18 protein-coding genes are annotated in these 23,643 nt (G+C 63.9%); 1 reads left to right on the forward strand and 17 read right to left on the reverse strand.

The window, feature by feature from the left end:
• Positions 1–4: 4 nt before the first annotated feature.
• The 10 genes from ACO6VD_RS09410 to ACO6VD_RS09455 all read right to left on the reverse strand — a co-directional run bounded on the left by ACO6VD_RS09410 (position 5) and on the right by ACO6VD_RS09455 (position 12,526).
• Positions 5–838 (reverse strand): SDR family NAD(P)-dependent oxidoreductase, encoded by an 834-nt coding sequence (locus ACO6VD_RS09410; RefSeq protein ID WP_422418543.1) that lies wholly within the window; start codon positions 836–838, stop codon positions 5–7.
• An 11-nt stretch (positions 839–849) separates the two neighbouring features.
• On the reverse strand, positions 850–1,617 hold the full coding sequence (locus ACO6VD_RS09415; RefSeq protein ID WP_422418545.1) for an SDR family oxidoreductase: 768 nt from the start codon (positions 1,615–1,617) through the stop codon (positions 850–852).
• A gap of 69 nt (positions 1,618–1,686) precedes the next feature.
• The gene (locus ACO6VD_RS09420; protein ID WP_422418547.1) at positions 1,687–2,922 is read right to left on the reverse strand and encodes a helix-turn-helix transcriptional regulator; all 1,236 of its coding nucleotides are present in this window, start codon (positions 2,920–2,922) and stop codon (positions 1,687–1,689) included.
• Between the two features lie 132 nt (positions 2,923–3,054).
• Positions 3,055–5,478 carry an efflux RND transporter permease subunit gene (locus tag ACO6VD_RS09425; RefSeq protein ID WP_422418548.1) on the reverse strand — a complete coding sequence of 808 codons (2,424 nt, stop codon included), beginning with the start codon at positions 5,476–5,478 and terminating at the stop codon, positions 3,055–3,057.
• 10 nt (positions 5,479–5,488) lie between these two features.
• Positions 5,489–6,460 (reverse strand): WD40/YVTN/BNR-like repeat-containing protein, encoded by a 972-nt coding sequence (locus ACO6VD_RS09430; RefSeq protein ID WP_422418550.1) that lies wholly within the window; start codon positions 6,458–6,460, stop codon positions 5,489–5,491.
• Positions 6,461–6,728: 268 nt separating this feature from the next.
• Positions 6,729–7,430, reverse strand: coding sequence for an NAD(P)H-dependent oxidoreductase (locus tag ACO6VD_RS09435; protein WP_400171153.1), 702 nt, complete (start codon positions 7,428–7,430; stop codon positions 6,729–6,731).
• A gap of 12 nt (positions 7,431–7,442) precedes the next feature.
• The gene (locus tag ACO6VD_RS09440) at positions 7,443–9,089 is read right to left on the reverse strand and encodes an ABC transporter ATP-binding protein (protein ID WP_422418552.1); all 1,647 of its coding nucleotides are present in this window, start codon (positions 9,087–9,089) and stop codon (positions 7,443–7,445) included.
• Between the two features lie 2 nt (positions 9,090–9,091).
• On the reverse strand, positions 9,092–9,919 hold the full coding sequence (locus ACO6VD_RS09445; RefSeq protein ID WP_422418553.1) for an ABC transporter permease: 828 nt from the start codon (positions 9,917–9,919) through the stop codon (positions 9,092–9,094).
• Between the two features lie 3 nt (positions 9,920–9,922).
• Positions 9,923–10,873, reverse strand: coding sequence for an ABC transporter permease (locus tag ACO6VD_RS09450; RefSeq protein WP_422418554.1), 951 nt, complete (start codon positions 10,871–10,873; stop codon positions 9,923–9,925).
• Between the two features lie 51 nt (positions 10,874–10,924).
• On the reverse strand, positions 10,925–12,526 hold the full coding sequence (locus ACO6VD_RS09455) for an ABC transporter substrate-binding protein (protein WP_400171157.1): 1,602 nt from the start codon (positions 12,524–12,526) through the stop codon (positions 10,925–10,927).
• Between the two features lie 263 nt (positions 12,527–12,789).
• Between ACO6VD_RS09455 and ACO6VD_RS09460 the strand changes: the two genes are divergently transcribed.
• Positions 12,790–13,230: an Rrf2 family transcriptional regulator gene (locus ACO6VD_RS09460; RefSeq protein ID WP_422418555.1), complete on the forward strand. Its 441-nt coding sequence runs from the start codon at positions 12,790–12,792 to the stop codon at positions 13,228–13,230.
• A gap of 21 nt (positions 13,231–13,251) precedes the next feature.
• On the opposite strand, the gene ACO6VD_RS09465 is transcribed toward ACO6VD_RS09460, so the two are convergent.
• The 7 genes from ACO6VD_RS09465 to ACO6VD_RS09495 all read right to left on the reverse strand — a co-directional run bounded on the left by ACO6VD_RS09465 (position 13,252) and on the right by ACO6VD_RS09495 (position 23,582).
• Positions 13,252–14,667 carry an aldehyde dehydrogenase family protein gene (locus ACO6VD_RS09465; RefSeq protein WP_422418557.1) on the reverse strand — a complete coding sequence of 472 codons (1,416 nt, stop codon included), beginning with the start codon at positions 14,665–14,667 and terminating at the stop codon, positions 13,252–13,254.
• Positions 14,660–15,850: a pyridoxal phosphate-dependent aminotransferase gene (locus tag ACO6VD_RS09470; protein ID WP_422418559.1), complete on the reverse strand. Its 1,191-nt coding sequence runs from the start codon at positions 15,848–15,850 to the stop codon at positions 14,660–14,662. Before ACO6VD_RS09470 ends, ACO6VD_RS09465 begins: the two co-directional genes overlap by 8 nt.
• A gap of 27 nt (positions 15,851–15,877) precedes the next feature.
• Positions 15,878–17,485, reverse strand: a complete 1,608-nt coding sequence (locus ACO6VD_RS09475; protein WP_422418561.1) for a 5-guanidino-2-oxopentanoate decarboxylase — start codon at positions 17,483–17,485, stop codon at positions 15,878–15,880.
• 10 nt (positions 17,486–17,495) lie between these two features.
• On the reverse strand, positions 17,496–19,595 hold the full coding sequence (locus ACO6VD_RS09480; protein WP_422418562.1) for an acetate--CoA ligase family protein: 2,100 nt from the start codon (positions 19,593–19,595) through the stop codon (positions 17,496–17,498).
• 18 nt (positions 19,596–19,613) lie between these two features.
• Positions 19,614–20,774, reverse strand: coding sequence for an acyl-CoA dehydrogenase family protein (locus tag ACO6VD_RS09485; RefSeq protein WP_038610556.1), 1,161 nt, complete (start codon positions 20,772–20,774; stop codon positions 19,614–19,616).
• A gap of 31 nt (positions 20,775–20,805) precedes the next feature.
• Positions 20,806–21,597 carry an enoyl-CoA hydratase/isomerase family protein gene (locus ACO6VD_RS09490; protein WP_422418564.1) on the reverse strand — a complete coding sequence of 264 codons (792 nt, stop codon included), beginning with the start codon at positions 21,595–21,597 and terminating at the stop codon, positions 20,806–20,808.
• Positions 21,598–22,178: 581 nt separating this feature from the next.
• Positions 22,179–23,582 carry an amino acid permease gene (locus tag ACO6VD_RS09495; RefSeq protein ID WP_422418566.1) on the reverse strand — a complete coding sequence of 468 codons (1,404 nt, stop codon included), beginning with the start codon at positions 23,580–23,582 and terminating at the stop codon, positions 22,179–22,181.
• Between the last annotated feature and the right edge of the window lie 61 nt (positions 23,583–23,643).

Below are 23,643 nucleotides of genomic sequence, written 5' to 3' on the forward strand. Positions count from 1 at the left end.
ACAGTTAGCGCCAATCCGCGACAATCCCCTGCTCCAGGGCCAACGACTGCGCGGCAATCGTGCGCCGCTGATAGCCCGGGGCCTCGGCTGAGGTCGCCAGCCACAGCATCACCTGTGCCGGCACCTCTGGCGGCGCGATGCCGGCGCGCAGGGCGATCACGCCCTTGTCACCAATGGTCGCTTTCAAGGCTTCGGTGCTCACCACCCCGGGATTGAGGGTGTAGGCACAGATACCGCGCTCACCCAATTCCACCGCCAACACCCCCGCCAAGCGCGACACCGCTGCCTTGCCGGCGCCATAGGCGTAGCCCCAACCGCCGTTGTCGGCGGCCACGGGCGGATCGCTTTCACCGGCCCCGGAGGTGACGTTGATGATCACCCCGCCACCCTGTTCGAGCATCTGCTCGGCCACCGCGCGAGTCAGCAGGAAAGGCGTCAGGACGTAACCCTGGAACACCCGTTCAAGGGTTTGCGCCTGCAATTGCAGGAAGCTGCTGTTGAGGTCACGGCCCTGGTAGATCGCGTTATTGACCAGCACATCAATGCGCCCGAACTCAGCGATCACCTGCGCACAGGCCGCCAGCGCCGAGGCGCTGTCGAGCAGGTCCATGGGCACCACCAGCACCCGTTGCCCGAGGGCGCGGATCGCCTCGGCGGTGCTGTTCAGGCTGCCCGCCAGCGGCTCGCCCACAGCATCGCGCAAGGCGTGTTCATGCTGCTCGCCTTCGTCGACGGTGCGCGCGCTGATCGCCAGGTCAAAGCCTGCGCGGGCAAACGCCAGCGCCGCTGCACGACCGATGCCACGGCTGGCGCCGGTAATGAATGCCACTTTGTTCATGGGGTGTCCTTCTAGAAACGTTGCGGGCGGACCATGGCATCCATGCCGCCGTCGATAAACACCACGCTGCCGTGGATGAAGGCCGCCTGTGGCGACTGCAGGAAGGCCACCAGGGCGGCGATTTCCTCGGGGGTACCGGAGCGTCCCAGCGGCGCGACGAACTCACGCACGGCCTTGCCAAAGCGGGCGTCGTCCAGCGATGCCTGATGCAAGGGCGTCTGCACCGCGCCAGGTGCCACCACATTGAGGCGAATGCCCTGCTGCGCCCAGGGCTTGGTCAGGCGCCGGGCATGCTGGGTGATCGCGTACTTGGAGCAGGCATAGGCAAAATGCGGCTGGCCAAGGCTATCGGCCAGGGCGCAGGCGTCGGCTTCATTGCCGGCCAGCAACACTTCGGTCATTGGTTGCTGTTCGACGCCCGGCTGGGTGGCGGCGACAGAGCCGATGACCAGCGCCGCAGGCTGGTTACCCTTGGCCAGCGCTGGGGCCAGGCCATCCAGCAGTTCGCTCACGCCGAAGTAATTCACCGAAAGAATCAGCCCGCAGGATGGCGCGGTGACACCAACGCCGGCGCAGCACACCAAGCCATCGAGCACACCGTCGCACTGTTCAAGCACCGCGGCGATAGCGGCTTCACGGCCGTGGGCGGTGGAAAGGTCGGCAAGCACTTCGGCATTGGTACGGTCGATGCCGATAACCCGGTGCCCGGCAGCGCGCAGCAAGGCGCTGACCGCTGCACCAATCCCCGAGGCGCTACCGCTGATAGCTGTAACTGGCATAGGTGAGTCTCCATGAGTGGTTCAGGCAGTATCACTAGCCCAGCCCGGCGTCGGCATCGTCTGTGCGGACTACGCCTGGCGACGGCTGGCCAGAGTCAAGGGCGGCACCTGAACCTTGGGTTTCGCTGCGACCTTAAGGGTCGCCTGCGGCTTACCCAGGGCCACCACGCTGTTGAGCAGAATGCGCACCAGCTCGGTCTGGCGACGCACGCCGGTCTTCGAGAAGATCGAGCGCAGGTGCGCACGCGCGGTGTTGCGGCGAATGTTCAGGGTTTCGGCGGCCTCTTCCAGCGACAGACCGTTGGCCAGTTCCATGGCCAGCGCGGTCTCGGCCTTGGTCAGGTTGAACAGCTGCTTGGTCACCACTTCGCTGGCCAGCGACTTGCTCGCGGCATCGCGGATGTACACCAGCGCCGCCGGTTTGCCCTTCTCATCGGCCCAGTCCAGGGACGGAATGGGTTCGACCACCAGGCCCAGGTTGACCTGCCCGGACGGCCGGGTCACCGACATGGCGTCGGCGCTCTTTACCGTGTCCTGGGCGAAGGCGGCACGAATCAAGCGCTGCAGCTCGCGGTTGTCGCTTGGGTAGGTGGCTTCCAGACGGCCGCCGACCAGTTTCAGGCCATCGCCGCTGGCAAGGATGCCCTGGGCCACCGGGTTGACCCGCAGCACGCTGCCACTCTCGTCGAGCACCAGGGTGGCCACCGACAGGCGGCTGATGGCCTGAGCGTAGAGGTCGCTCAGCGATTCACTGCGATCGAGCAGGTTGTGGATGTTCAGGCCGCGGCGCAGATGAGGTAGGAACATCGCGCACAGGGCGCGGTCATTGACCGAGAACTTCGGCGCGGCCTTGGCCCGGGTCACGCGAAAGCGCAGGAGCCCGCCTTCGTGAGTGGAAATATCCGCGCCCATGACGTGGTAGACGTTCTGCTGGCTGCAGTACATCTTGAAGTACGAGCTCTGTTCCCATTGGCTCGGCGTCATGATGTCGTCGACGGTAAACACGACGTCCTGTGGCTGGTTGTCGAACGGCCGGTTGGCCTGCGGGTAAGCCATGTAGATGACCTCGCCCTCGCCTTCGATGTCGCCGGCGATGATCATCACCGCCATGTCGGGCTGATCCGGAACCCGCAGGATCAGGGTGACGTAGTTGGCCTGGAAGGCCATGCGCAGGTTTTCCAGGGTGCGCGCCAGGGGTTTGGGATCGAGCGCACCATCATAAATGTCACCCACCAGACGGTCGTAGTCGGCAAGGTCCAGGCCCAGTGCGGCCAGTATTTCATGAGTCAACACGGGAGTTTCCACAGTCGTCTCCTTGCTCGGGTAAGGCCCGATGGCCTGCCCTTTTATTGTTATTGTTTTGATCGCGGCGCAAGCCCAGTACAACCTGCACGTTGCAGCTCGCCGCGACAATAGGTCGCGGCGATTTATTTTTACTTAATGCGAGTCCCGCGCAGCCGGGCTCGATTTCAGGCAGTACTCCCCTTGTGGCGCAGGCTGCGGCGCAGGATTGGCAGGCACCAGCCGGCGACCGCGATTGAACCAGGCGGCTAGCGCCGGCAAGAGGAATATCGCCCCGAGCACGTTGACCAGGAACATGAACGACAGCAGCACGCCCATGTCGGCCTGGAACTTGAGCGGCGCAAAGGCCCAGGTAATCACCCCGATGGACATGGTCAGGGCGGTAAACACCGCCGCCGTGCCGCGTTGGCACATGGCCTGATAGAACGCTTCGCGCAGACTCGCACCGGCGGCCATTTCGTGCTGGATGCGTTCATACAGATAGATGCCGTAGTCGACCCCGACGCCAACGCCCAGGGCCATCACCGGCAAGGTGGCGACTTTCAGGCCGATGCCCAGCAGCGCCATCAGCGCATTGCACAGGATTGCAACAATCGCCAGAGGCACGAGGATGCACAGTACGGCGCGAATGGAGCGGAAGGTCAGCCAGCAGAACAGCGCGACCGAGCCAAACAGTGCGGCGAGCATGAAGATCTCGGCGTGCTTGACCGCCTCGTTGGAGGCCGCCATCACCCCGACATTGCCACCGGCCAGGTAGAAGGTCAGTTCCGGAGTAGAGACCTGCTGGATAATGCGCTGGGCTTCGCCAAGCACGTGGCTGACCGTGGCGCCTTCATGGTCGGCAAGGAACACCAGGATCTGCATCTGCTGGCAACCGTCGGTGACCAGCCCGTCGTCCGGCATGTAGGCCCGCGCGCCCTGGCTCAGGCCACGGGCGGAACCGGGAATCGCCGCCCAGCGCGGGTTGCCTTCGTTGTTGCCGGCAATCACCACCTTGCCCATGCCCGCCACGCTCTGTACCGATTGCACGCCCTTGACCGCACGCATGCGAAAATCGAACGCTTCCACCGCGCGCATCACCGCCGGTGACAGGCAGCCTTCTTCGATGCCGTTGACCGCGACAAACACCGAGAGCACGTCCAGGCCGATGGAGTAGCTGCCGACGATTTTCTGGTTGTCGAGGTTGTAGCGCGAATCGGCACGCAGCTCCGGTGCACCGGCACCGATATCACCCACCGCCAGGTCCCGTGCCTTGTAGGCGCCAGCCGCCAGCAGCAACAGGCTCAGGGCAAACACGCTCAAGGCCGGCTTGGGTTCGGCCAGCGCCGACAAGCGCCACCACAGGCGATGGCGCGCAGCGCTGTCGGCCTTGGCGCGGCGCAGCACGGCAGGCTCCAGACGCAGGTCGGCGATGATCACCGGCAACATCAGCTTGTTGGTGACGATCATCAGCATCACACCGATGCACGCGGTCACCCCCAGTTCATGCACGATGGGGATGTCGATCAGCATGATCACGGCAAAGCCCAGGGCATTCATCAGCAACGCCAGGGAGCCGGGAATGAAGATCTTGCAGAATGCGCCGTGGGCCGCCTGCACCGAAGTGCGCCCGGCCAGCACCTCCTGTTTCCAGGCATTGGTCATCTGCACCGCGTGGGACACGCCGATGGAGAAAATCAGGAACGGCACCAGGATCGACATCGGGTCGATGCCCAGGCCCAGCAACGGCAGCAGGCCGAGCAGCCAGACCACCGGCAGCAAGGCCACCACCAGCGCCACCACTGTCAGGCGCCAGGAGCGTGAGTACAGCCACAAGAGCATGCCGGTAATCACAAAAGCGATGACAAAGAAGCCGATGACGATGTTCAGCCCCTCGACCACATCGCCCACCAGCTTGGCGAAGCCGACGATGTTGATTTCGATCTGCGCGTTACTGTACTTGGCGCGAATGTCTTCCAGGCGCTGGGCTACCTGGGCGTAGTCCACGGGCTTGCCGGTCTGCGGGTCGAGATCTTGCAGGTCGGCGCGGACCATCGCCGCTTTCAGGTCGTTGGCCACCAGCCGGCCGATCTGCCCGGAGGCGGCGGCATTGCTACGCACCTGGGCCAGGTCACGGGCCGAGCCGTCGAAGCGCGGCGGCACCACCACGTCACCGAAAAAGCCTTCTTCGGTGATTTCGATGTAACGCACATTAGCGGTGAACAACGAAGTCACGCTAGCGCGGTTGACCCCGGAGATGAAGAACACCTCGTCGCTGACTTTGCGCAGGGTGTCGAGGAACTCCGCGTTATAGATATCGCCCTCGCCCTTCCACTGCACGCTGACCAAGAAACGGTTGGCGCCAGTGAAGTACTGACTGAAGCGCAGGAAGTTGACCATGAACTCATGGCGCACCGGAATCTGCTTGCTGAAGCCAGGGTCCAGGTGGGTATGGGTGGCGCTGTAGCCCAGGCCCAGGGTCAGCAGCACGAACAGCACCAGCAAGCCCTTGCGCCATGCCATCAGGTAGTCGGCGATGCGCACGACACTGCGCGTCACCCAGCTTTTAGCTTGATTCATTGCCCGCCTCTCACTTGCCAAGGGCGGCAACGCTGCCACCGGAATCCTGGAATACCCCACGCTCGCCACCTACCAACAAGCGTGAGCCAAGGATGACCGCCGAGGTCAGGGTGCCGAGCCCGGCTAGGCGACCGACACCGACCAGCTGGCCACGGCCATCAAGACGCACCAGCGAACCGCCGGCGCCAACGATCAGTAGCCCACCCTGCTCGGGCAGGCGCACATGGCCGTACAGCGGCAAGCTGTTACCGACCTTGAGCGGGCTCCAGCTGTCGCCAAAGTCCTGGCTGACGAACACATGGCCGCGCATGCCGTAGCTGACCCAGAGATCGGCGCTCAAGCGCACCACGCCAAACAGCGAGCCGTTGTAGAACGCCGGCAGGGTCTGCCAGTGCAGGCCCGCGTCGCGGCTGCGCAACACCAGGCCCTGCTCGCCGACCAGCATGCGCCGCCCGTCAGTGCCGCCGTCCATGCTGTTCAGGTGCGCGCTGTCGACCTCCAGCGCCAGGCTGTGCCAGCTCAGCCCGGCATCGTCGGACTGGTAGAACTTGCCAAAACTGCCGTAGGCCAGCACCCGTTCACCGCCCGCAGACCAGGCGCCCAGCAGCGGCTCGCCAAGGCTGTCGTCGTGGCGAACCTCCTGCCAGTGGCTGCCGCCGTCGCTGGAGCGCAGGATCCAGCCGTCGTGCCCCACCGCCAGCACACGTTGCTGGCCCAGATCGACCAGCGCGGTCAGCGCGACATTGCGTTGCGGCTGCAACACCGCCGCTTGCCAGCTCACGCCCTGGTCGTCGCTAAGCAGAATGCTGCCGCGCTCGCCCACCGCCACCACCCGCTCGCCGAGCTTGAGCAAGGCGTTGATCTGCACACGGTCGGTGCGCAGCGGTTGGTCGACAGCTTCGGGGGCAGATCTGGGGGCGAAGGCGAAGGCGATGGTTGCCGCCACCACCAGGCAGACCAGATATCCGATCAACGAGCGCATAGCAGTCGCTCCGTTTCATGACTCAGGTACACAAGGACGTTCATGCGGCCAATCCTCTTGTTCTGCTCCGCTTCCGCGCGGGCTGCGCGGGGCGTGAAGGGGGCATTGCCTGCAGGGGATAGTCGCGGCTGGGGGGCGAGGAAACATCGTCCAAATGGCTTACAAAAAGGCGTATCTGCCCTGTGGTAAAGCGTGCTGGACTGTGATCAGCGAGGGGCAAGCCGGGGGCAACCTGAGGTTGCCCCGCGAGGAGGTGGGTTAACGTCTGTCAGGCCAGTGGGTAGAGGGCTTCATCGAACTGTGACAGCCGCGGGAAGACCATCGGCTGGTCATCCGACAGGTGCTCCAGGCGCTGCTGATAGCTGTGCAAAAACGCCTTGCGCGCGTCTTCGCTGATGTACGGCACATGCCAGGCCACGAACGGCTCCAGCACCTCAAAACCGACATAGGCCAGGGTGCCGCGCAGGATCGGCCGCAGCATGTCTTCCAGCGGACCGTGGATCGCGCCTTCGCCGAACATGTGCTCACGCCCGCCGAGGGTCACAGTCACCAGGGCTTTCTTGCCCGCCAGGCCGCCCTGGTCGTAGAAGCGCTTGCCGCCATAGCAGACCCCGGAGACCAGCACCCGGTCGATCCAGCCCTTGAGCATGGCTGGGGCCGAGAACCAGAAGATCGGGAAGTTCAGCACCACCAGGTCCGCCCACAACAGCTTGTCCAGTTCCTGCTGGATATCCGCGGCAATCGCACCACTCTTGACCCCCAGGCGCTGCTCCAGGGCATAGACCAGGTACTCGGGGTTTTCACGGGTGCCGAAGTCGTCGGCGCTGGCCACCGGGTTCCAGTTCATCGCATACAGGTCGCTGACCTGCACCTGATGGCCCTGGGCCTGGAAGGTCTCTACGGCCTTGTCACGCAGGGCGGCGGTGAAAGATTGCGGCTCGGGGTGGGCGTGGACGATCAATACATTCATGACAGCGTTCCTTTAAACAGGTTGCAAGGTTGAAGGCGTGGCGCGTGCGGCCAGCAAGCGGTCCAGCCAGTCCGGGTCCATCTCCGGCTCGGATGAGAACAGCAGCCCGGTGTAGTCGCGGTGCGGCGGGGTGAAAATGGCTTCGCGGCTGCCGTGATCGACCACCCGCCCGCGCTGCATCACCAGCACTTCATCGGCGATGGCGCGCACGGTGGCGACGTCGTGGGTGATGAACAGGTAGGCCACCCCCAGCTGCTGCTGAATACGGTTGAGCAGCTTGAGCACGCCTTCGGCCACCAGTTGATCCAGCGCCGAAGTCACCTCGTCGCAGATGATCAACTGCGGTTCGGCGGCCAGCGCCCGGGCGATGCAGATCCGCTGCTTCTGCCCGCCGGACAGCTCGCGGGGCTGGCGCTCCATGTACTGCGCCGGGTCCAGCTCGATCATCTCCAGCAGTTCGGCCACCCGTTTGCGCATGGCCTGGCCCTTGAGCCCGAGGTAGAAGGTCAGTGGCCGACCGATGATGTCGACAATGCGCTGGCGCGGGTTCAGTGCGGTGTCGGGGATCTGGTAGATCATCTGGATCCGCCGCAGTTGCTCCTTGCTGCGCTGGCGGAAGTCGGCCGGCAAGGCTTCTCCGTCATACAGCACCTGCCCCGCCGTCGGTGGCAGCAGGCCGGTGATCAGGCGCGCGGTGGAGCTCTTGCCACTGCCGGACTCACCGATCACCGCCAGGGTCTGGCCGCGGTGAAGTTTCAGCGAGACGTCATGCAGGACCGGTTGCTGGCCGTAACTGGCACTCGCCTGGCGTACCTCAAGCAGCGGCCGTTGCTGCAGCGGGCAAGGTTTGGGCTCGGTGCGAAAACTGCGCACCGCCCACAGCGACTTGGTGTAGTCCTGCTGTGGTGCGTTGAGCATGCTGCGGGTGTCGGCCTCCTCCACGAGCTTGCCGTGGCGCAAGACCATGATGCGGTCGGCCATCTGCGCCACCACCGCCAGGTCGTGACTGATGTACAGCGCTGCGCTGCCGTAGGTTTTCACTGCATCGCGAATGGCTGCCAGCACTTCGATCTGAGTGGTAACGTCGAGCGCGGTGGTCGGTTCGTCGAAGATGATCAGGTCCGGATGGCACGCCATGGCCATGGCGGTCATCACCCGTTGCAGCTGGCCGCCGGAAACCTGGTGCGGATAGCGCTGGCCGATCTGCTCGGGATTGGGCAGGCGCAGCACGCGGTACAATTCCACCGCTTCGGCTTCAGCCTGGGCGCGGTCGATGCCGCCGTTCTTCACGGCGGTTTCGACATGCTGGTCGATCAGGCGGTGGGCCGGGTTGAACGACGCCGCAGCACTTTGTGCGACATAGGCGATACGCAGGCCACGCAGCTTGCGCAAGGTTTCGGCACCGGCGCCGACCAGCTCCATGCCGTCGAACCGCACCGATCCACCGGTGATCCGGCAGCCATCGCGCACATAACCCATCGACGCCAGGCCCAGTGTCGACTTGCCGGCTCCCGACTCGCCGATCAGCCCCAGCACCTCACCGCGTTGCAGGGTCAGGTCGATGCCTTTGATCAACGGATGCCAGGCGTCCTCGTAATGGCCTTCGATGCGCAGGTCGCGGATTTCCAGCAGCGGCTTCTGATTATTCGCTTGGCTCATGCTCAGCACTCCTTGAGGCCGCTGGATGCATGCAGCACCCAATCCACGACGAAATTGACACTGACGGTGATCAAGGCCACGGCCAGCGCCGGCAACAGCGGGCTGATATCACCGAAGGTAATCAGCACCGCGTTGTCGCGCACCATGCTGCCCCAGTCGGCGGTTGGTGGCTGGATGCCCAGGCCCAGGAACGACAGCGCGCTGATGAACAAGAAGACAAAGCAGAAGCGCAGGCCAAACTCGGCGATCAAGGGCGCTGCGGCATTGGGCAGTACTTCGCGGCTGACCAGCCACCACAGCCCTTCCCCGCGCAAACGCGCCGCTTCGACAAAGTCCTGGACCACCACGGTCATGGCCACCGCCCGTGACAGGCGAAACACCCGTGTGGCATCCAGCAGGGCAATCACCAGCACCAGCGAAGTCGCCGTGGTGCCGACCACACTGAGGATCAGCAAGGCAAAGATCAGTTGCGGGATGGCCATGAGAATGTCTACCACCCGCGACAGGCCCTGATCGATCCAGCCGCCCTTGATCGCCGCCACCAGCCCGCAGAAGCCGCCCAGGGCAAAGGCCAGGACGGTGGTCAGAAAGGCAATCCCCAGGGTGTTGCGAGCGCCGTAGACCAGGCGGCTGAACATATCGCGCCCGAGGTTATCGGTGCCCAGCAGGAACTCGCTGCCCCACGGCGCGAAACCCTCGCCGACCACCTGGGTTTCGCCATAGGGCGCCAACACCGGGGCAAACAGCGCCACCAGCACATACAACACAATCACCAGCAGGCCGAACTGGGCGCTCAAGGGCGCGCGCAGCAGTTGTTTGATCAGGCTCATGGCTTACCCCTTGGGATGCATCAGGCGTGGATTGCTGGCAATCGACAGCACATCGGCCGTGGTATTGAGCAGGATGTAGGTCGCGGCGAAGATCAGGCTGCAGGCCTGCACCACCGGGATGTCACGCTTGGCCACCGAATCGACCAGCAACTGGCCGAGGCCGGGATACACGAACACCACCTCGACCACCACCACGCCCACCACCAGGTAGGCCAAGTTCAGCGCGACGACGTTGATGATCGGTGCCAGGGCGTTGGGCAAGGCATGGTGGAAGATGATCCGCGCCGGGCTGATGCCCTTGAGCCGGGCCATCTCGATATAGGGGCTGGCCAGCAGGTTGATCAGCGCCGCACGGGTCATGCGCATCATCTGTGCGATCACCACCAGGCTCAGGGTCAGCACCGGCAACAGCGAACGCTCCAGCACTTCGGCAAAACTGGCTCCCGGGGCCAGGTTGGAGATGCTCGGCAACCAGTTGAGCTTCACCGCGAACACCAGGATCAGGATGTAGGCGACGAAGAACTCGGGGAACGACACCGCGCTCAAGGCGCTGGTGTTGAGCAGGCGGTCGAACCAGCTGTTGCGGTACAGCGCCGCGAGCATGCCCAGCAGCAGCGCCACCGGCACCGACACCAGGGCCGCCAGCGCGGCCAGGCTGAAAGTGTTGGCCAGGCGGCTGCCGATCAGCTCGGCAATCGGCCGCTGGTTGGCCAGCGACAGGCCGAGATCACCGTGCAGCAGTTGCCAGGCCCACTGGCCGAAGCGGGTCAGTGCCGGTACATCCAGGCCCAGCTGGGCCCGCAGCGCGGCGACGGTTTCGGGTGTGGCGGCCTGGCCGAGCATCGCCTCGGCGACGTCGCCAGGCAGCATGCCCACGGCCAGGAAGATAATCACCGCCACCGCGAACAGCGACACGGCCAGGCGCTGCACAAGCAGTTTGTAAAGACTATTCACCGGACAATTCCTCGAACAGACACAACGAAAGGTGGCACTGCGGTTCAGCCCTCAGGCCTGCCACCAGCGCTCGATCAGGCGCAGGCCGTCCAGCTCACCGTAGGGCGCAGTCACGCCGCCATGGGTGACACGCTTGGAGCGCGCGGCCACGGAGCTGGCAAACAGCGGCACGATCGCCCCGCCTTCGTCGCGGCACAGGGCCTGCATTTCGTTGTACATCTCCTGGCGCAGCGGCGCGTTCATCTCGCCACGGGCGGCATTGAGCAACTGGTTGAAGCGTGGGTTGTCCCAGTGCGTTTCGTTCCAGGCCGCACCTTTGGCGTAACCGATGCTGAACATGCGGTCGGCGGTCAGGCTGCTGTAGAAGAACGAGGTGGTGAAAGGTTGCTTCATCCACACGTTGCTGAAAAAGCCGTCGGCCGGCTCGCGGACCACATCGATGTCGATACCGGCCTGACGCGCCTGCTCCTTGAACAGCACCGAAGCGTCCACCGCACCGGTGTAGGCAGCATCGGAGGCTTGCAGGCGCACCTTGAGCGAGTCGACGCCGGCCTGGCGCAGGTAGAAGCGCGCTTTGTCCGGGTCATAAGGGCGCTGCTCCAGAGCGCTATTGATAAAGCGGCTGCCGGGCTGGATCGGGTGATCGTTGCCGATCTGGCCGTAGCCGTAGAGCACGGAGGCGAGCAAGGTCTCGCGGTTGATCGCATGCTTGAGCGCCAGGCGGATGTTGTTGTCCTGGAACTGCGTGCTGTCGGTCAGCATCGGGAAGGTGTAGTGCTGGGCGCCTTTGGTTTCTTCGATGGCCAGGTTCGGGTTGCGCTTGAGCAAGGCCACGGTTTTCAGGTCGACCTTGTTGATCACATCGACCTGGCCGGTGACCAGGGCGTTGACCCGCGCGGCGCCATCGGCGATGGCCAGCAGCTCGGCGCTGGCAAAATGCGCCCGGCCCGCTTTCCAGTAATCCGGGCTGCGCTCCAGGTCCATGCGCACGCCGGGCTCGAAGCCCTTGAGGCGGTAACCGCCGGTGCCCACGCCAGACTGCCAGTCGGCGGCACCGTCCTTGGCCGGCATGATCGCCAGGTGATAGTCGGCGACCACATAGGCAAAGTCGACGTTGCCCGAATGCAGCTCGAACACCACGGTATCGTTGCCCTCGGCGCGCACCTGAGCCACGTCACCGAGCACGGTCTTGGCTGCCGAGGTGGATTTGTCGCCCAGGTGATGCTGGATCGAGGCCACCACGTCGTTGGCATCCAGGGTTTTGCCGTTGTGGAAGGTCACGCCCTTGCGCAGGGTGAAGGTCCAGATCCGTGCATCGGGGCTCAGCTCCCAGCGCTCGGCCAGCTCCGGAATGGCGCTGCCATCCACGGCGATCTCGCTGAGGGTGTTGTACACCGCCGAGAAGCCGACAAAGGTGAAGGTATCGGCCCAGGTCCCCGGATCGCGCGAGTCGGTGGTACTGCCACCGGCCAGGCCCATGCGCAGCACGCCACCGGCTTTGGGCGTGGCCTCCTCGGCCCAGCCACGCATCGGCAGGCCAAGGCTGAAAGCGCCGGCCACCGCGGCTGCAGTGGCGCTGTACTTGAGAAAATCGCGACGCGGCAAGCCGCCGTCGTGCATCGCTTGAGTAATTTTGTTGTTGTTATCGCTCATGGCATTGCCCCTGTTGAAGCGCAGAGAAAAGGATTCAGCCGACTTCGCACGCATCGATGCTGCAAATATTTGTATTTGTCATCGTGACAATTACATTAGACTCAATCACACACCGCTGCCAAGCCCCTGATGGGCTAACTTTTTGTAGGAGCGGATTTATCCGCGATGGACTGCGCAGCAGGCCCATTTTTGGGGCCGCTACGCGCCCCATCGCGGATGAATCCGCTCCTACATACAGTGTTTTTCTAAGGATTCCGCAGACTATGAGCCAGTCCACCCGCCTGATCACCGCCTCGTACATTCTGTCGTTCGTGGCCGCCAACGCCCCGCAGAAACTGCGTACCGAGACCATCGCCAAATGGGTCAAGACCCACCCTACGCGTGTGCGCAGCCTGGTCTCGCTGATGGTCAAGGCCAACATCCTCAAGTCCTGGCGCGGCGCCCGCGGCGGCTTGACCCTGGCCCGTCCGGCCAGTGAAATCACCCTGCGCGAGGTGTATGACGCGGTGCAGGAAAGCTCGCTGATCGCCGAGAAGATCGACAACCCCTTCTCCGGGCTGGAAGACCACTGCAAGGTGTTCGAAGTGTTCACCCGGCTGTTCGCCATGCTGGAGGCCAACATGCGCCTGGACCTCGGTGCGATTACCGCTGATCAATTGTTTGTGGCGTTCGACAAGCCGCTGGAGAAAGCCGAGCAAGCCTGAGCCTGCCCGGAGTACTTCAGATCAGATCTGCATGGCCTTGATCTCAACGAACTCCGCCAGGCCCTCCTCGCCCCACTCCCGACCGTTACCCGACTGTTTGTAGCCGCCAAACGGCGCCTGGTAGTTGAAGGCCGCACCATTGACGAAGCACTGCCCGGCACGCAGTTGCCGGCCCAGTTGCAAGGCGCGCTCGCGGTCAGCTGCCCAGACGGCGCTGGACAAACCAAAGGGTGAATCGTTGGCCAGGACAATGCCCTGTGCTTCGTCGTCGTAACGGATCAGGCACAATACCGGGCCGAAAATTTCCTCCTGAGCAATGCGCATGCGGTTATCGACGTCGGCGAACAGGGTTGGCTGCACATAGAAGCCGCGCTCGAAGCCCGGTGCGCTATCACCGCCACAGAGCAAGCGCGCGCCCTCCTCCTGGCCGATGCGGATGTAATCCTGCACCGTGCGCCGCTGCGCCGCCGAACACATCGGCCCGAGGAAGCTTTGCGGGTCTTGCGGATCGCCCATGACCAGTTTGCGGGTCTCGTCCAGGGCGATCTCCACAGCCTCGGCATAGCGGCTGGCAGGCAGCAACATGCGGGTCAAGGCGGTGCAGGTCTGCCCGGAGTTGATCATTACGTCCTGCACGCCGTAGCGCACAGCGGCGTCAAGGTCGGCATCGGCGGTAATCAGCAACGGCGACTTGCCACCGAGCTCCAGGCACACGCGTTTCACCGTCGGCGCAGCGGCCTGAGCCACGCGCACACCGGCACCGGTGGAACCGGTGAACGAGACCATATCGACCTGCGGATGGCGGGCCAGTGCTTCGCCGACTTTCGAGCCGGGCCCGCTGACCAGGTTGAATACCCCGGCCGGCAAGCCGATGGCTTCGATCATTTCGGCCAGCAGGAAAGCGTGCAACGGGGTTTCCTGGCTTGGCTTGACCACTACCGTGCAGCCTGCTGCCAAGGCTGGAGCGAGTTTGCCAATCAACTGGTGCAGCGGGTAATTCCACGGGTTGATGAACGCGCAGACGCCGACGGCTTCGCGGTACACCAGAGAATTACCGACCTCGCGCACTTCATCCATCAGGCCGGCCAGTTCAATGTACTGCTCAAGCCCGGCGATCGGCCCGTCTACCTGCACGGGACGACACCACTGCACCGGCATGCCCAGCTCGGCGGTGATGACGCTGGCCATTTCCTCGGCGCGCGCCGTCAATTGCACGACCAAGGCCCGGATGTAACCTGCCCGTACACTCGATGGCGTACGCGACCACTCGGCAAATGCCTGGCGCGCTGCCGCTACGGCACGGTTGACGTCTTCTTCGTTGCCCAGTGGCACGCGACCGGCGACCGTCTCGCTGGCCGGGTCGATCACTTCGGCCATGCCCTGCCCGGACGGCACCTGCCAGGTGCCATCGATAAACAACCGTGAGTATTCACGCATGGGCCTTGGCCTCCATCAATTCCGCCGCGCAACGGGCAATGCGCTGACAGGCATCGCGCAGCGGCTCGTCACCCAGTACCAGACCCAGGCGGATATGCCCCGCCGCACTCGGACCGAAGGCTTCACCGGCCAGCACCGACACACCATGGCGGTCCAGCAAACGGTTTGAGAAGTCCTGAGCGCTAAGGCCGGTTTCGCGGATATCGACCATCACGAACATGCCACCGTCCGGCTTGAGCGCCTTCAGTCCCGGGCAATCGGCCAGGCACTGGCAGACCAGGTCGCGGCGCTGGCGGTAGGCGTCGCGCATCGCCACCAGCTCTGGCAACTGTTGTTCCAGGGCCACTACGGCAGCGTCCTGAATGAAGTCCGGCGAACCGTAGAGCATGCACAGCGCCAGGTTTTCCAGATGTGTGGCCAGGGCTGTCGAGCCCACCACCCAGCCCACGCGCCAGCCAGTCATGGCATGGGACTTGGACAGGCTGTTCAAGGTCGCCGTGCGCTCGGCCATGCCCGGCAGGCTGCCGGGGCTGATGTGCTCGCCTTCATACAACAGCTCGCTATAGACCTCATCGGAAATCAGCCACAGGTCATGACCGATGCACAGTTCGGCCAGGGCATCCCAGGTCGAACGCGCCAGACTTGCGCCCGAGGGGTTGTGCGGGCTGTTCAGGGCCAGCGCGCGGGTGCGCGGGGTGATCCGCGCGGCGACATCCTCGGGGCACACGCGAAAGCCGTTCTCGGAACGTACCGGTACCGGCACCACGGTCGCACCACAGGCGCCGAACACGGCTTCGTAGGTGACATACATCGGCTCGGCGACAATCACTTCATCACCGGGGTTGAGCACACACTGGGCGACGCAGAACAGCGCGCACTGGGCACCCGCCAGCACCGTCACCTGATCGGCGCTGACCGTCTGGCCGCTGCGCTGCTGGTGACGCCGGGCGATGGCCTGGCGCAGGGCCAGTTTGCCGCGTACGTCCGAATAATGGGTATGGCCATTCTGCAGGCTGTCGATAGCGGCCTGGACGATGGGCGCCGGGGTGTCGAAATCCGGGTCGCCGACCGACAGCAGAAGGATGTCCTGGCCTTGCGCCTGCAACTCGAGGGCGCGGTAGTGAATATCCCAGGCGGCAGCGCCGTCACCGGCGATGCGTTGAGTCAAATCGGAAAAGCGCATGGCAATCTTCCTGAATAGGGTTGGACGTCAGCGAGCGCAGGCGTGCTTGAGCTCGATCAGGGTCACGCTGTTGCGGGCGAAGCCGGCGCGCAGTTCCTGTTGCAGTTCATCGAGGCTGCCTGGCTGCGCCACGGTGCAGCCGAACGCCCGGCCAAGCCCGGCAAAGTCGGGGTTGCGCGGCAGCACGCCGATGGGCTCGATATCCAGGTTGAGCATGTCGTCGCGGATCTGCCCCAGCGCGTCGTTGTTCCACAACAGCACGACCAGCGGGCGATCCAGCTCTTCGACGGCCGTGGCCAGTTCCTGGGCGGTGTAAAGGAAGCCGCCGTCACCGACCAGCACCAGGCCCGGACGGTCCTCGCTGGCGAACATGCCGCCGATACCCGCTGGCAAACCGTAGCCCAGCGTGCCGTAGCCGGTAGGATGCAACCAGCTGCGCGGCGCGCGGCTGGCAAAGGCATAGTTGCCGGTGTAGGCCAATTGGGTCATGTCGGTGCTGATAAAGGCGTTGTCCGGCAGCTCGGCGGCAATCCGGTCGAGAATCGCCTGATGGATCGTCTGCAGCGGGCCATGCCCGGCCTTGAGCGCCTGACGCAAGGCTGCGACCGAAGCGATGGCCGCCTCGGGGTTGCGCTTGATGTCCGGCAAGTGCTCCAGCAAGGCGCCTACGGTTAGCCGTGCATCACCCTGCAAAGCCAGCGCGCACGGGTAGAAATCGTTGAACTTGCGGGGGTCGATATCCACCCGCAGCAGCTCGCCATTGATCTCCAGGCGTTCACGCCAGAAGTCGGTGTCGGCCATCTCGGTGCCCACGGCGAGGATCACATCGGCCTCGGCGATCAGTTTCCAGCCGGGCTCGACGCACAGGCTCGCGCCGGCATTGAGCGCTGCCTCCGGGGCCAGCAGACCTTTACCGGCAACGCTGGTAAACAGCGGCGCCGCCAAGCGGGTACTCAATTGTTGCAGCACTTCGGCAGCCTGCAACGCGCCGCCGCCGGCGATGATCATCGGCCGTTTGGCCGCCGCCAGTTTGGCCGCTGCCTGTTCCAACAGGTTACTCGCCGGCAAGCCACGGCTTGGGCGGCGGACTACTTCAGTGCTCCAGTCACGCTTGACCGGCGCCGCCAGCACATCCAATGGCACGGAAATGTGCACCGGGCGTGGCCGCTCACTGTCGAACACCGCATAGGCGCGGGCAATCAGCTCCGGCAAGTCCTCAGCGCTCAAGGCTACGGCAGAAAACGCCGTGATCGGCGCGGTCATGGCGCGCTGGTCCTGGGTCTCGTGCAGGCAACCCCAGCCTTTGCCCAGACTGGCCGTGTGGTTGACGCTGGAAATCACCAGCATCGGGATCGAGTCGGCGTACGCTTGGCCAATGGCGGTAGCGGCGTTGGTGACACCCGGACCGGTGATGACAAAGCACACGCCGGGCTTGCCGCTGACCCGGGCATAGCCGTCGGCCATAAAGCCTGCGCCCTGCTCATGGCGGGTGAGGACGTGACGGATGCCGCTGCCGGGCAAGCCGCGATACAGCTCCAGGGTATGCACCCCGGGAATACCGAACACCGTGTCGACGCCGTAGTTGGCCAACAGGCGGACCAGGGCCTGGCCGCCGGTCAAGGAAGTGTTGTGCATGTTGTGCTCCTTACGCCTGGCCGAGGCGAATCAACGCATCGACCGCGGTGGTGCGCTGGGCACCGACCATTAATGGGTTCACATCCAGTTCCAGCAGTTGTCCGGCGTTTTCGCAGGCGTAGTCGGCCACGGCGCGGATTGCCGCGACCAGTGCATCGAGGTCGGCGTGCTCGCGGCCACGGAAGCCCTGCAGCAGACTGGCACTGCGCAAGCCGAGCACGGCCGCGCGAATGGCACCGTCGGTGGTCGGCAACAGCAAAGTCTTGCTGTCCTTGAGCAGCTCGACAAGGATGCCGCCCGCACCGATCACCAGGGCCAGGCCGAAGTCGTTTTCACGCTTGATGCCGACGATCAGCTCGGCAAGCGGCGCGCTGGCCATGGGTTCGAGCAGCACCTGGTCAAACGGCACCTGCGGCGCATAAGCGCCAATCCGTGCGCGCATCTGTTGCACGGCACTGTCCAGTGCTTGCGCGTCACGCAGGTTGAGCGCCACGGCACCGGCTTCGGTCTTGTGCGGCAGCTGTGCGCTGACGGCCTTGAGTACCAATGGAAAACCCACAGCCTCTGCGGCCTGGACGGCTTGATCGGCAGTACTCAGGACGCCTGCGGGAACCGGCAAACCGAAGGCCTTCAAGGCCTGCTTGGAGTCCCACTCATTGAGCAGTTCGCTGTCGCCTTCAAGTGCTTGCGGGCACAGCGGCACCAGCGCCGATTCGCCAAGATCCAGCAAGGCCTGACGGTTGCTCTGGTAAGCCGCGATCCGTCCCCAGGCCGCCAGCCCGTCCTCAACCCCCTGCAACGCCGCAATGCCATGGCCATGCAGACGCTCGCGGGCGCTGGCCGGGAGCAACTCGGGGAACGCCGAAGTGACAAAGCCGATCTTGCCGTGACGCTTGAGCGCGGCGCTGTACAGTTCCAGCAGCAGGTCGCATTCCTTGCGCTCACCAGTAAATTCGGCCGGATAGTCGAGCACCAGCATGGCCGCGTCGGCCTCGCTGCGCAGGGCGCTGTCGAGCATGCGTTCAAGCGCGGCGCCGCCGCCCCAGATGGCCGTGGTGAAGTCCAGCGGGTTGACCAGGTTGGCGTACGCGGGCAGCACCTGGGCCAGTTCGTCGACCTGACTGATGTCGAGCTTGGGCAAGCTCAGGTCGTTGCGTTCGGCGTAGTCGGCGATCAGCCCGGCGTCGCCCCCGGAACAGGCCAGGGCAATCAGGCTGCGGCCTTTGGGCAAGTTGCCGCAGGCGGCAGCCTTGAGGGTTTCGGCAAAACTCACCGGGCCGCTGACGCGGATCACCCCCAGACGCTGGAACAGGCTGTCATAGAGTGCATCAGAACCGGACAGCGAGCTGGTATGACTCAGGGCCAGCTCGGCACCGATCTGCGACACCCCGGTTTTCAGGGCAATGATCGGAATGCCCTTCTCCAGCGCCTTGTGTGCGGCGCGGGCAAAACCCGGAACGTTCTTCAGCCCCTCCAAATGCAGGCCGATGGCGGTCACCCGCGGTTCATCCAGGAGCACATCCATCAGCTCGGCGATGCCCAGCTGCGCCTGGTTGCCGACCGAGGCCATGTAGGCCACCGGCAAGGAACGGTCGCTCATCGACAGGTTGTAGGCGAAGTTACCGCTCTGGGTCAGGATCGCCACGCCCTTCTCCACCGCCTTGCCGCCGTGCGCCACCGGCCACAGGGCGCTGTTGTGCAGGTAGTCGAGCAGGCCATAGCAGTTGGGGCCGAGCAAGGCCATGTTGCCGGCGGCCTTGAGCAGTTGCTGTTGCAACGCCAGGCCCTCGGCGCCGGCTTCGGCAAAGCCCGAGGCATAGCAGATCGCCCCGCCGGCATCGATGGCGGCCAGCTCGGCGACGCAGGCCAGGGTCAGCTCGCGGTTGGTGGCGATAAACACCGCGTCCGGGCCGCAGGGCAGCTCGGCGACACTGCGTACGCACGGAATGCCATCAATGCTGTCGTGCTGCGGATTAACCAGCCACATCTGGCCTTGATAACCGCCTTCGGCACAGCGTTTGAACGCCCGCGCCATGCTGCGTCCACCGACAAAGGCCAGGTGACGTGGCGCCAGCAGGCGTTTGAGGTTGTCACGAATCGACTGCGACATAGGAGTTCTCCAACCCGATCAACGCAACAGAGGGCGCAACAGTTCGCGGGAAATAATGTGCCGCTGGATCTCCGAGGTGCCCTCCCAGATCCGCTCGATCCGCGCATTGCGCCAGATCCGCTCGACCGGGCCTTCATCCATCAGACCCATGCCGCCGAAAATCTGCACGGCTTCGTCGGCGACCTTGCCCAACACTTCACTGGCAAACAGCTTGGCCATGCCGGCCTCGCCATCGGTCATGCTGCCCTGGTCCATCTTCCAGGCGGTGTGCAGGGTCAAAAGCTCAGCGGCGCGGATCTGCGTGGCCATGTCGGCAAGTTTGAACGACACGCCCTGATAGGTACCGATCGGCTGGCCGAACTGCTTGCGGTCGGCGGCCCATTGCAGCGAAACGTCCAGCGCGCGCTGAGCCTGGCCGACGCAGTTGGCGGCGACCATCACTCGCCCGGCGGTGAGCCAGGCGTTGGCCACTTCCCAGCCTTTGCCGACTTCACCGAGCACTTTGCTGGCCGGCACCCGGCAATCGTCGAAGAACATCTCGTAGGTGTGATACCCGCGGTTGCTCACGCACTTGGGACCGCGGCGGATGGTCATGCCGGGCGTGCCACGGTCGACCAGGAACGCGGTGACCGCGTTGCGCTTGCGGCCGTTGTGCTCATAGGTGTCGGTCACGGCGAAGACAATGGCGAAATCGGCGTGCCCGGCGTGGCTGATGAAATGCTTGCTGCCATTGAGGACGAAGTCGTCGCCTTCGCGCACCGCGCGGGTCTTGATCGCATTGGCGTCGGAGCCTGCGCCCGGCTCGGTCAAGGCGAAGCAGTCGACCTTCTCGCCCTGGATGCACGGCAGCAGGTAATCGTTGATCTGCTCATCCTTGCAGGCCATGAGGATCTTCGACGGACGCGCGACAAACACATGCACCGCCCACGACACCTTGGACAGTTCACGCTCGATCAGCGCCTGGGAGAGGTAGTCGAGACCGCCACCGCCGACTTCCTCGGGCATGTTGAACGCGTAAAAACCTGCAGCGATGGCCTTGCCACGAATCTGTGCAGCCAGCTCCGGCGACACTTCGTCGGCGCGGTCGACGGCCTCCTCATGGGGCAGCAACTCTTTGGCGACGAAACTGCGTACCGCTTCCACCAACATTTCTTGTTCTTGGGTCAGTTGGAAATTCATGGAATGTTCCTGAAGAAGGTCGTGTAAGTATTTATTTACCAACGAATTTTGCTGCGCGCTTCTCGACCGCTGCACGCAAGGCTTCGGCACCGTCCTCGCTGCGTCCACACAGCAAGCCGGCAGCAAGCTCAGCCTGCAGCTGCTCGCCGAGGGTGCGTTGAGCGCCGTCACGGATCAGGCGTTTGGTCTGGGCGAAGGCGAAGGTCGGGCCGTTGGCCAGGCGTCCGGCCAGTTCTGCGGTAACAGCGAGCAATTGGTCATCAGCACACACCTCGCCCACCAGCCCGGCGGCCAGCGCCCGCTCGGCGCCCCAGAGCTCATCGAGGAACAGCAGACGCTTGGCCTGTTCACTGCCGATCAGCCGCGGCAGGTGCCAGCTGGCACCGGCATCGGGGCTGTAGGCCATGCTGGTGTAGCCCGCCTTGAAACGCGCCGAAGCGGCTGCCACGCGCAGGTCGCAGCACAGGGTGAGGTCCATGCCGGCGCCGACGGCGGTGCCGTTGATAGCAGCGATGGTGGGTTTGTCGAGGCTGTGCAGGCGTTGCATCAGAGCGTGAGCGGTCTCGGTCCAGCCGTAGCTTTCCAGCGCGCCACGGGCTTCGGCTTCAGCCCATTCGGCCAGATCCGCCCCGGCACAGAAGCTACGCCCACTGCCGGTCAGCACCACTACACGGACCGCAGGGTTGGCGTTGCAGTCATCGAGCAAGGCATGGAGCTTCTTCAGGCTGGGGATGTCCAGGGCATTGCGCTGGTCAGGGCGGTTGAGGGTGATCCAGGCAACGCCGGCTTCGACGTTGCTCAACAGAGATGGGGAACCAGTCATGGGAGGCCTCGAATTATTGTGGTTGGCGTGAGGGGTAGGACTTGAGGCCATACTAAACGAGTGTTCAATAAGGAGACAATTGGGAGAAAATAGTTATGTAACAGATTAAGTTACATAGCTATCAAGTTGTTTTTATTGAATAACTTCTTAAAGAAACACGAAGCGATCCGAGCGCTGTTACAACTTCGCACAACTGCCAGCCCAGCTGCCGCAAGCAAGAGCGAAGCGAATTGTGCTTTTGATCTTGATTCACCGGCCCCGTTAACCAGTAGGGCCGAGTGGAGGTGTCGTGGAGGGGCTAGCGCGCAGCGCCTTCGGCGTTAGCCGAAGTTGCGAAGCGTAGAGTTGCTTGCAACTCGTAGCTCGCAATGCCCCATAGCGACACCGGAAGGAGGGAACCCGAAGCGCAGCGTAGGGCCCCTGGTGGGGCGAGAATTTTGCTTACTTTTTTCGACTGAAAAAGTAAGCCGCCGTAAGGGCGGAAAGGTGAATCAGCGCCACTACAGCCAATGGATATGCCCACAAATCCGAGCGCCTCATCGCGGGGCAAGCCCGCTCCCACCGGGTGGGAGCGGGATGCGTTAGACCGACGGTGCCAACACCACCTGCCGCTTGCGATTGATGATGAAGTACGCCGCATAACACACTGCAATAAAACCAAAACCCCAGTACAACGAAGGCCGCTGCGTCTCATCCAGCGCCAGGAACACAAACAGCGAGCTGCACAGGGTGATGCACAGCAGCGGCACCAGCGGATACAACGGCGCACGGTACTTGAGGTCAGTCAGCTTGCCGCCGTCACGCAGGAACGCTTTGCGAAAGCGATACTGCGCCAGGGCAATCACGATCCAGGTCACCGTCCCGGACATCCCGCTCACCGCCATCAGCACCATGAACAGCGTGTCGGCAGCAACGAAGCTGGTCATCAGCGACACCAGGGCGAAACACAGGGTGATGCTCAGCGCCCGCAGCGGCACGCCGCGCTTGCTCAGCGGCGACAGGCTCTTGGGCGCCATGCCGGTCTTGGACATGGCCCAGAGAATCCGCGTCGAGGCATACAGCCCGGAGTTGCCCACCGACAGAATCGCCGTGAGGATGACGAAGTTCATCAGGTCCGCCGCATAGGGAATGCCGACCATGTCGAACACCTGCACGAACGGGCTTTCCATCAATCCGGCCTGCTGCCACGGAACGATGGCCGAGAGCACGATGATCGCCAGCACGTAGAAGATCAGCACGCGGAACACCACGTTGCGCACCGCACGCGGGATGCTCTTTTCCGGCTGGTCGGTTTCACCCGCCGCCACGCCCATGATCTCGCAACCCTGGAAGGCATAGACCACGGTCATCATCACCGCGAACACCGCCGACAAGCCGTTGGGGAACAACGAATCGCCAATCAGGTTGCTCGCCATCGGCGCCGGCGCGCCGCTGGTCAGCGGGATGGCACCGAAGATCACCAGCACGCCAACAATGATGAAACCGAGGATCGCCGCCACCTTGATCCCCGAGAACCAGTACTCGGCCTCGCCAAAGGCACGGGTGGCCAAGGCGTTGAGGCCGAACAGCACCACCACGAACAATGCCGACCAGTACCAGATCGGCACCTCAGGGAACCAGCGCACCATCAGCATGCCCGCCGCGGTGAACTCCAGGCCGACGGTGGTGGCCCAGCTCATCCAGTACACCCAGCCGATCATGAAGCCGGTCGCCGGGCCGATGTACTTGGTGGCGTGGGCCTGGAACGAGCCGGACACCGGCATCTGCACCGACAGTTCGCCCAGGCAGACCATCACCAGGTACATCAGGAAGCCCGCCACCAGATAAGCCAGAATCGCACCCACCGGCCCGCCCTGGTTGATGGTCACCCCCGACCCCATGAACAAGCCGGTGCCGATCACGCCGCCCAGCGACAGCATGAAAATATGCCGGCTCTTCAGGGCGCGGGTGAGGTGAATGCCTTTACGTTCGGTAGATTCGCTCATGTCGGCACCTCAACAGTGGCGCAGGGGCGAAAGGGACTGGCGATAACGCGGGGACGGCTGA

Source organism: Pseudomonas sp. GZD-222, assembly GCF_049310525.1.
Taxonomy (GTDB): domain Bacteria; phylum Pseudomonadota; class Gammaproteobacteria; order Pseudomonadales; family Pseudomonadaceae; genus Aquipseudomonas.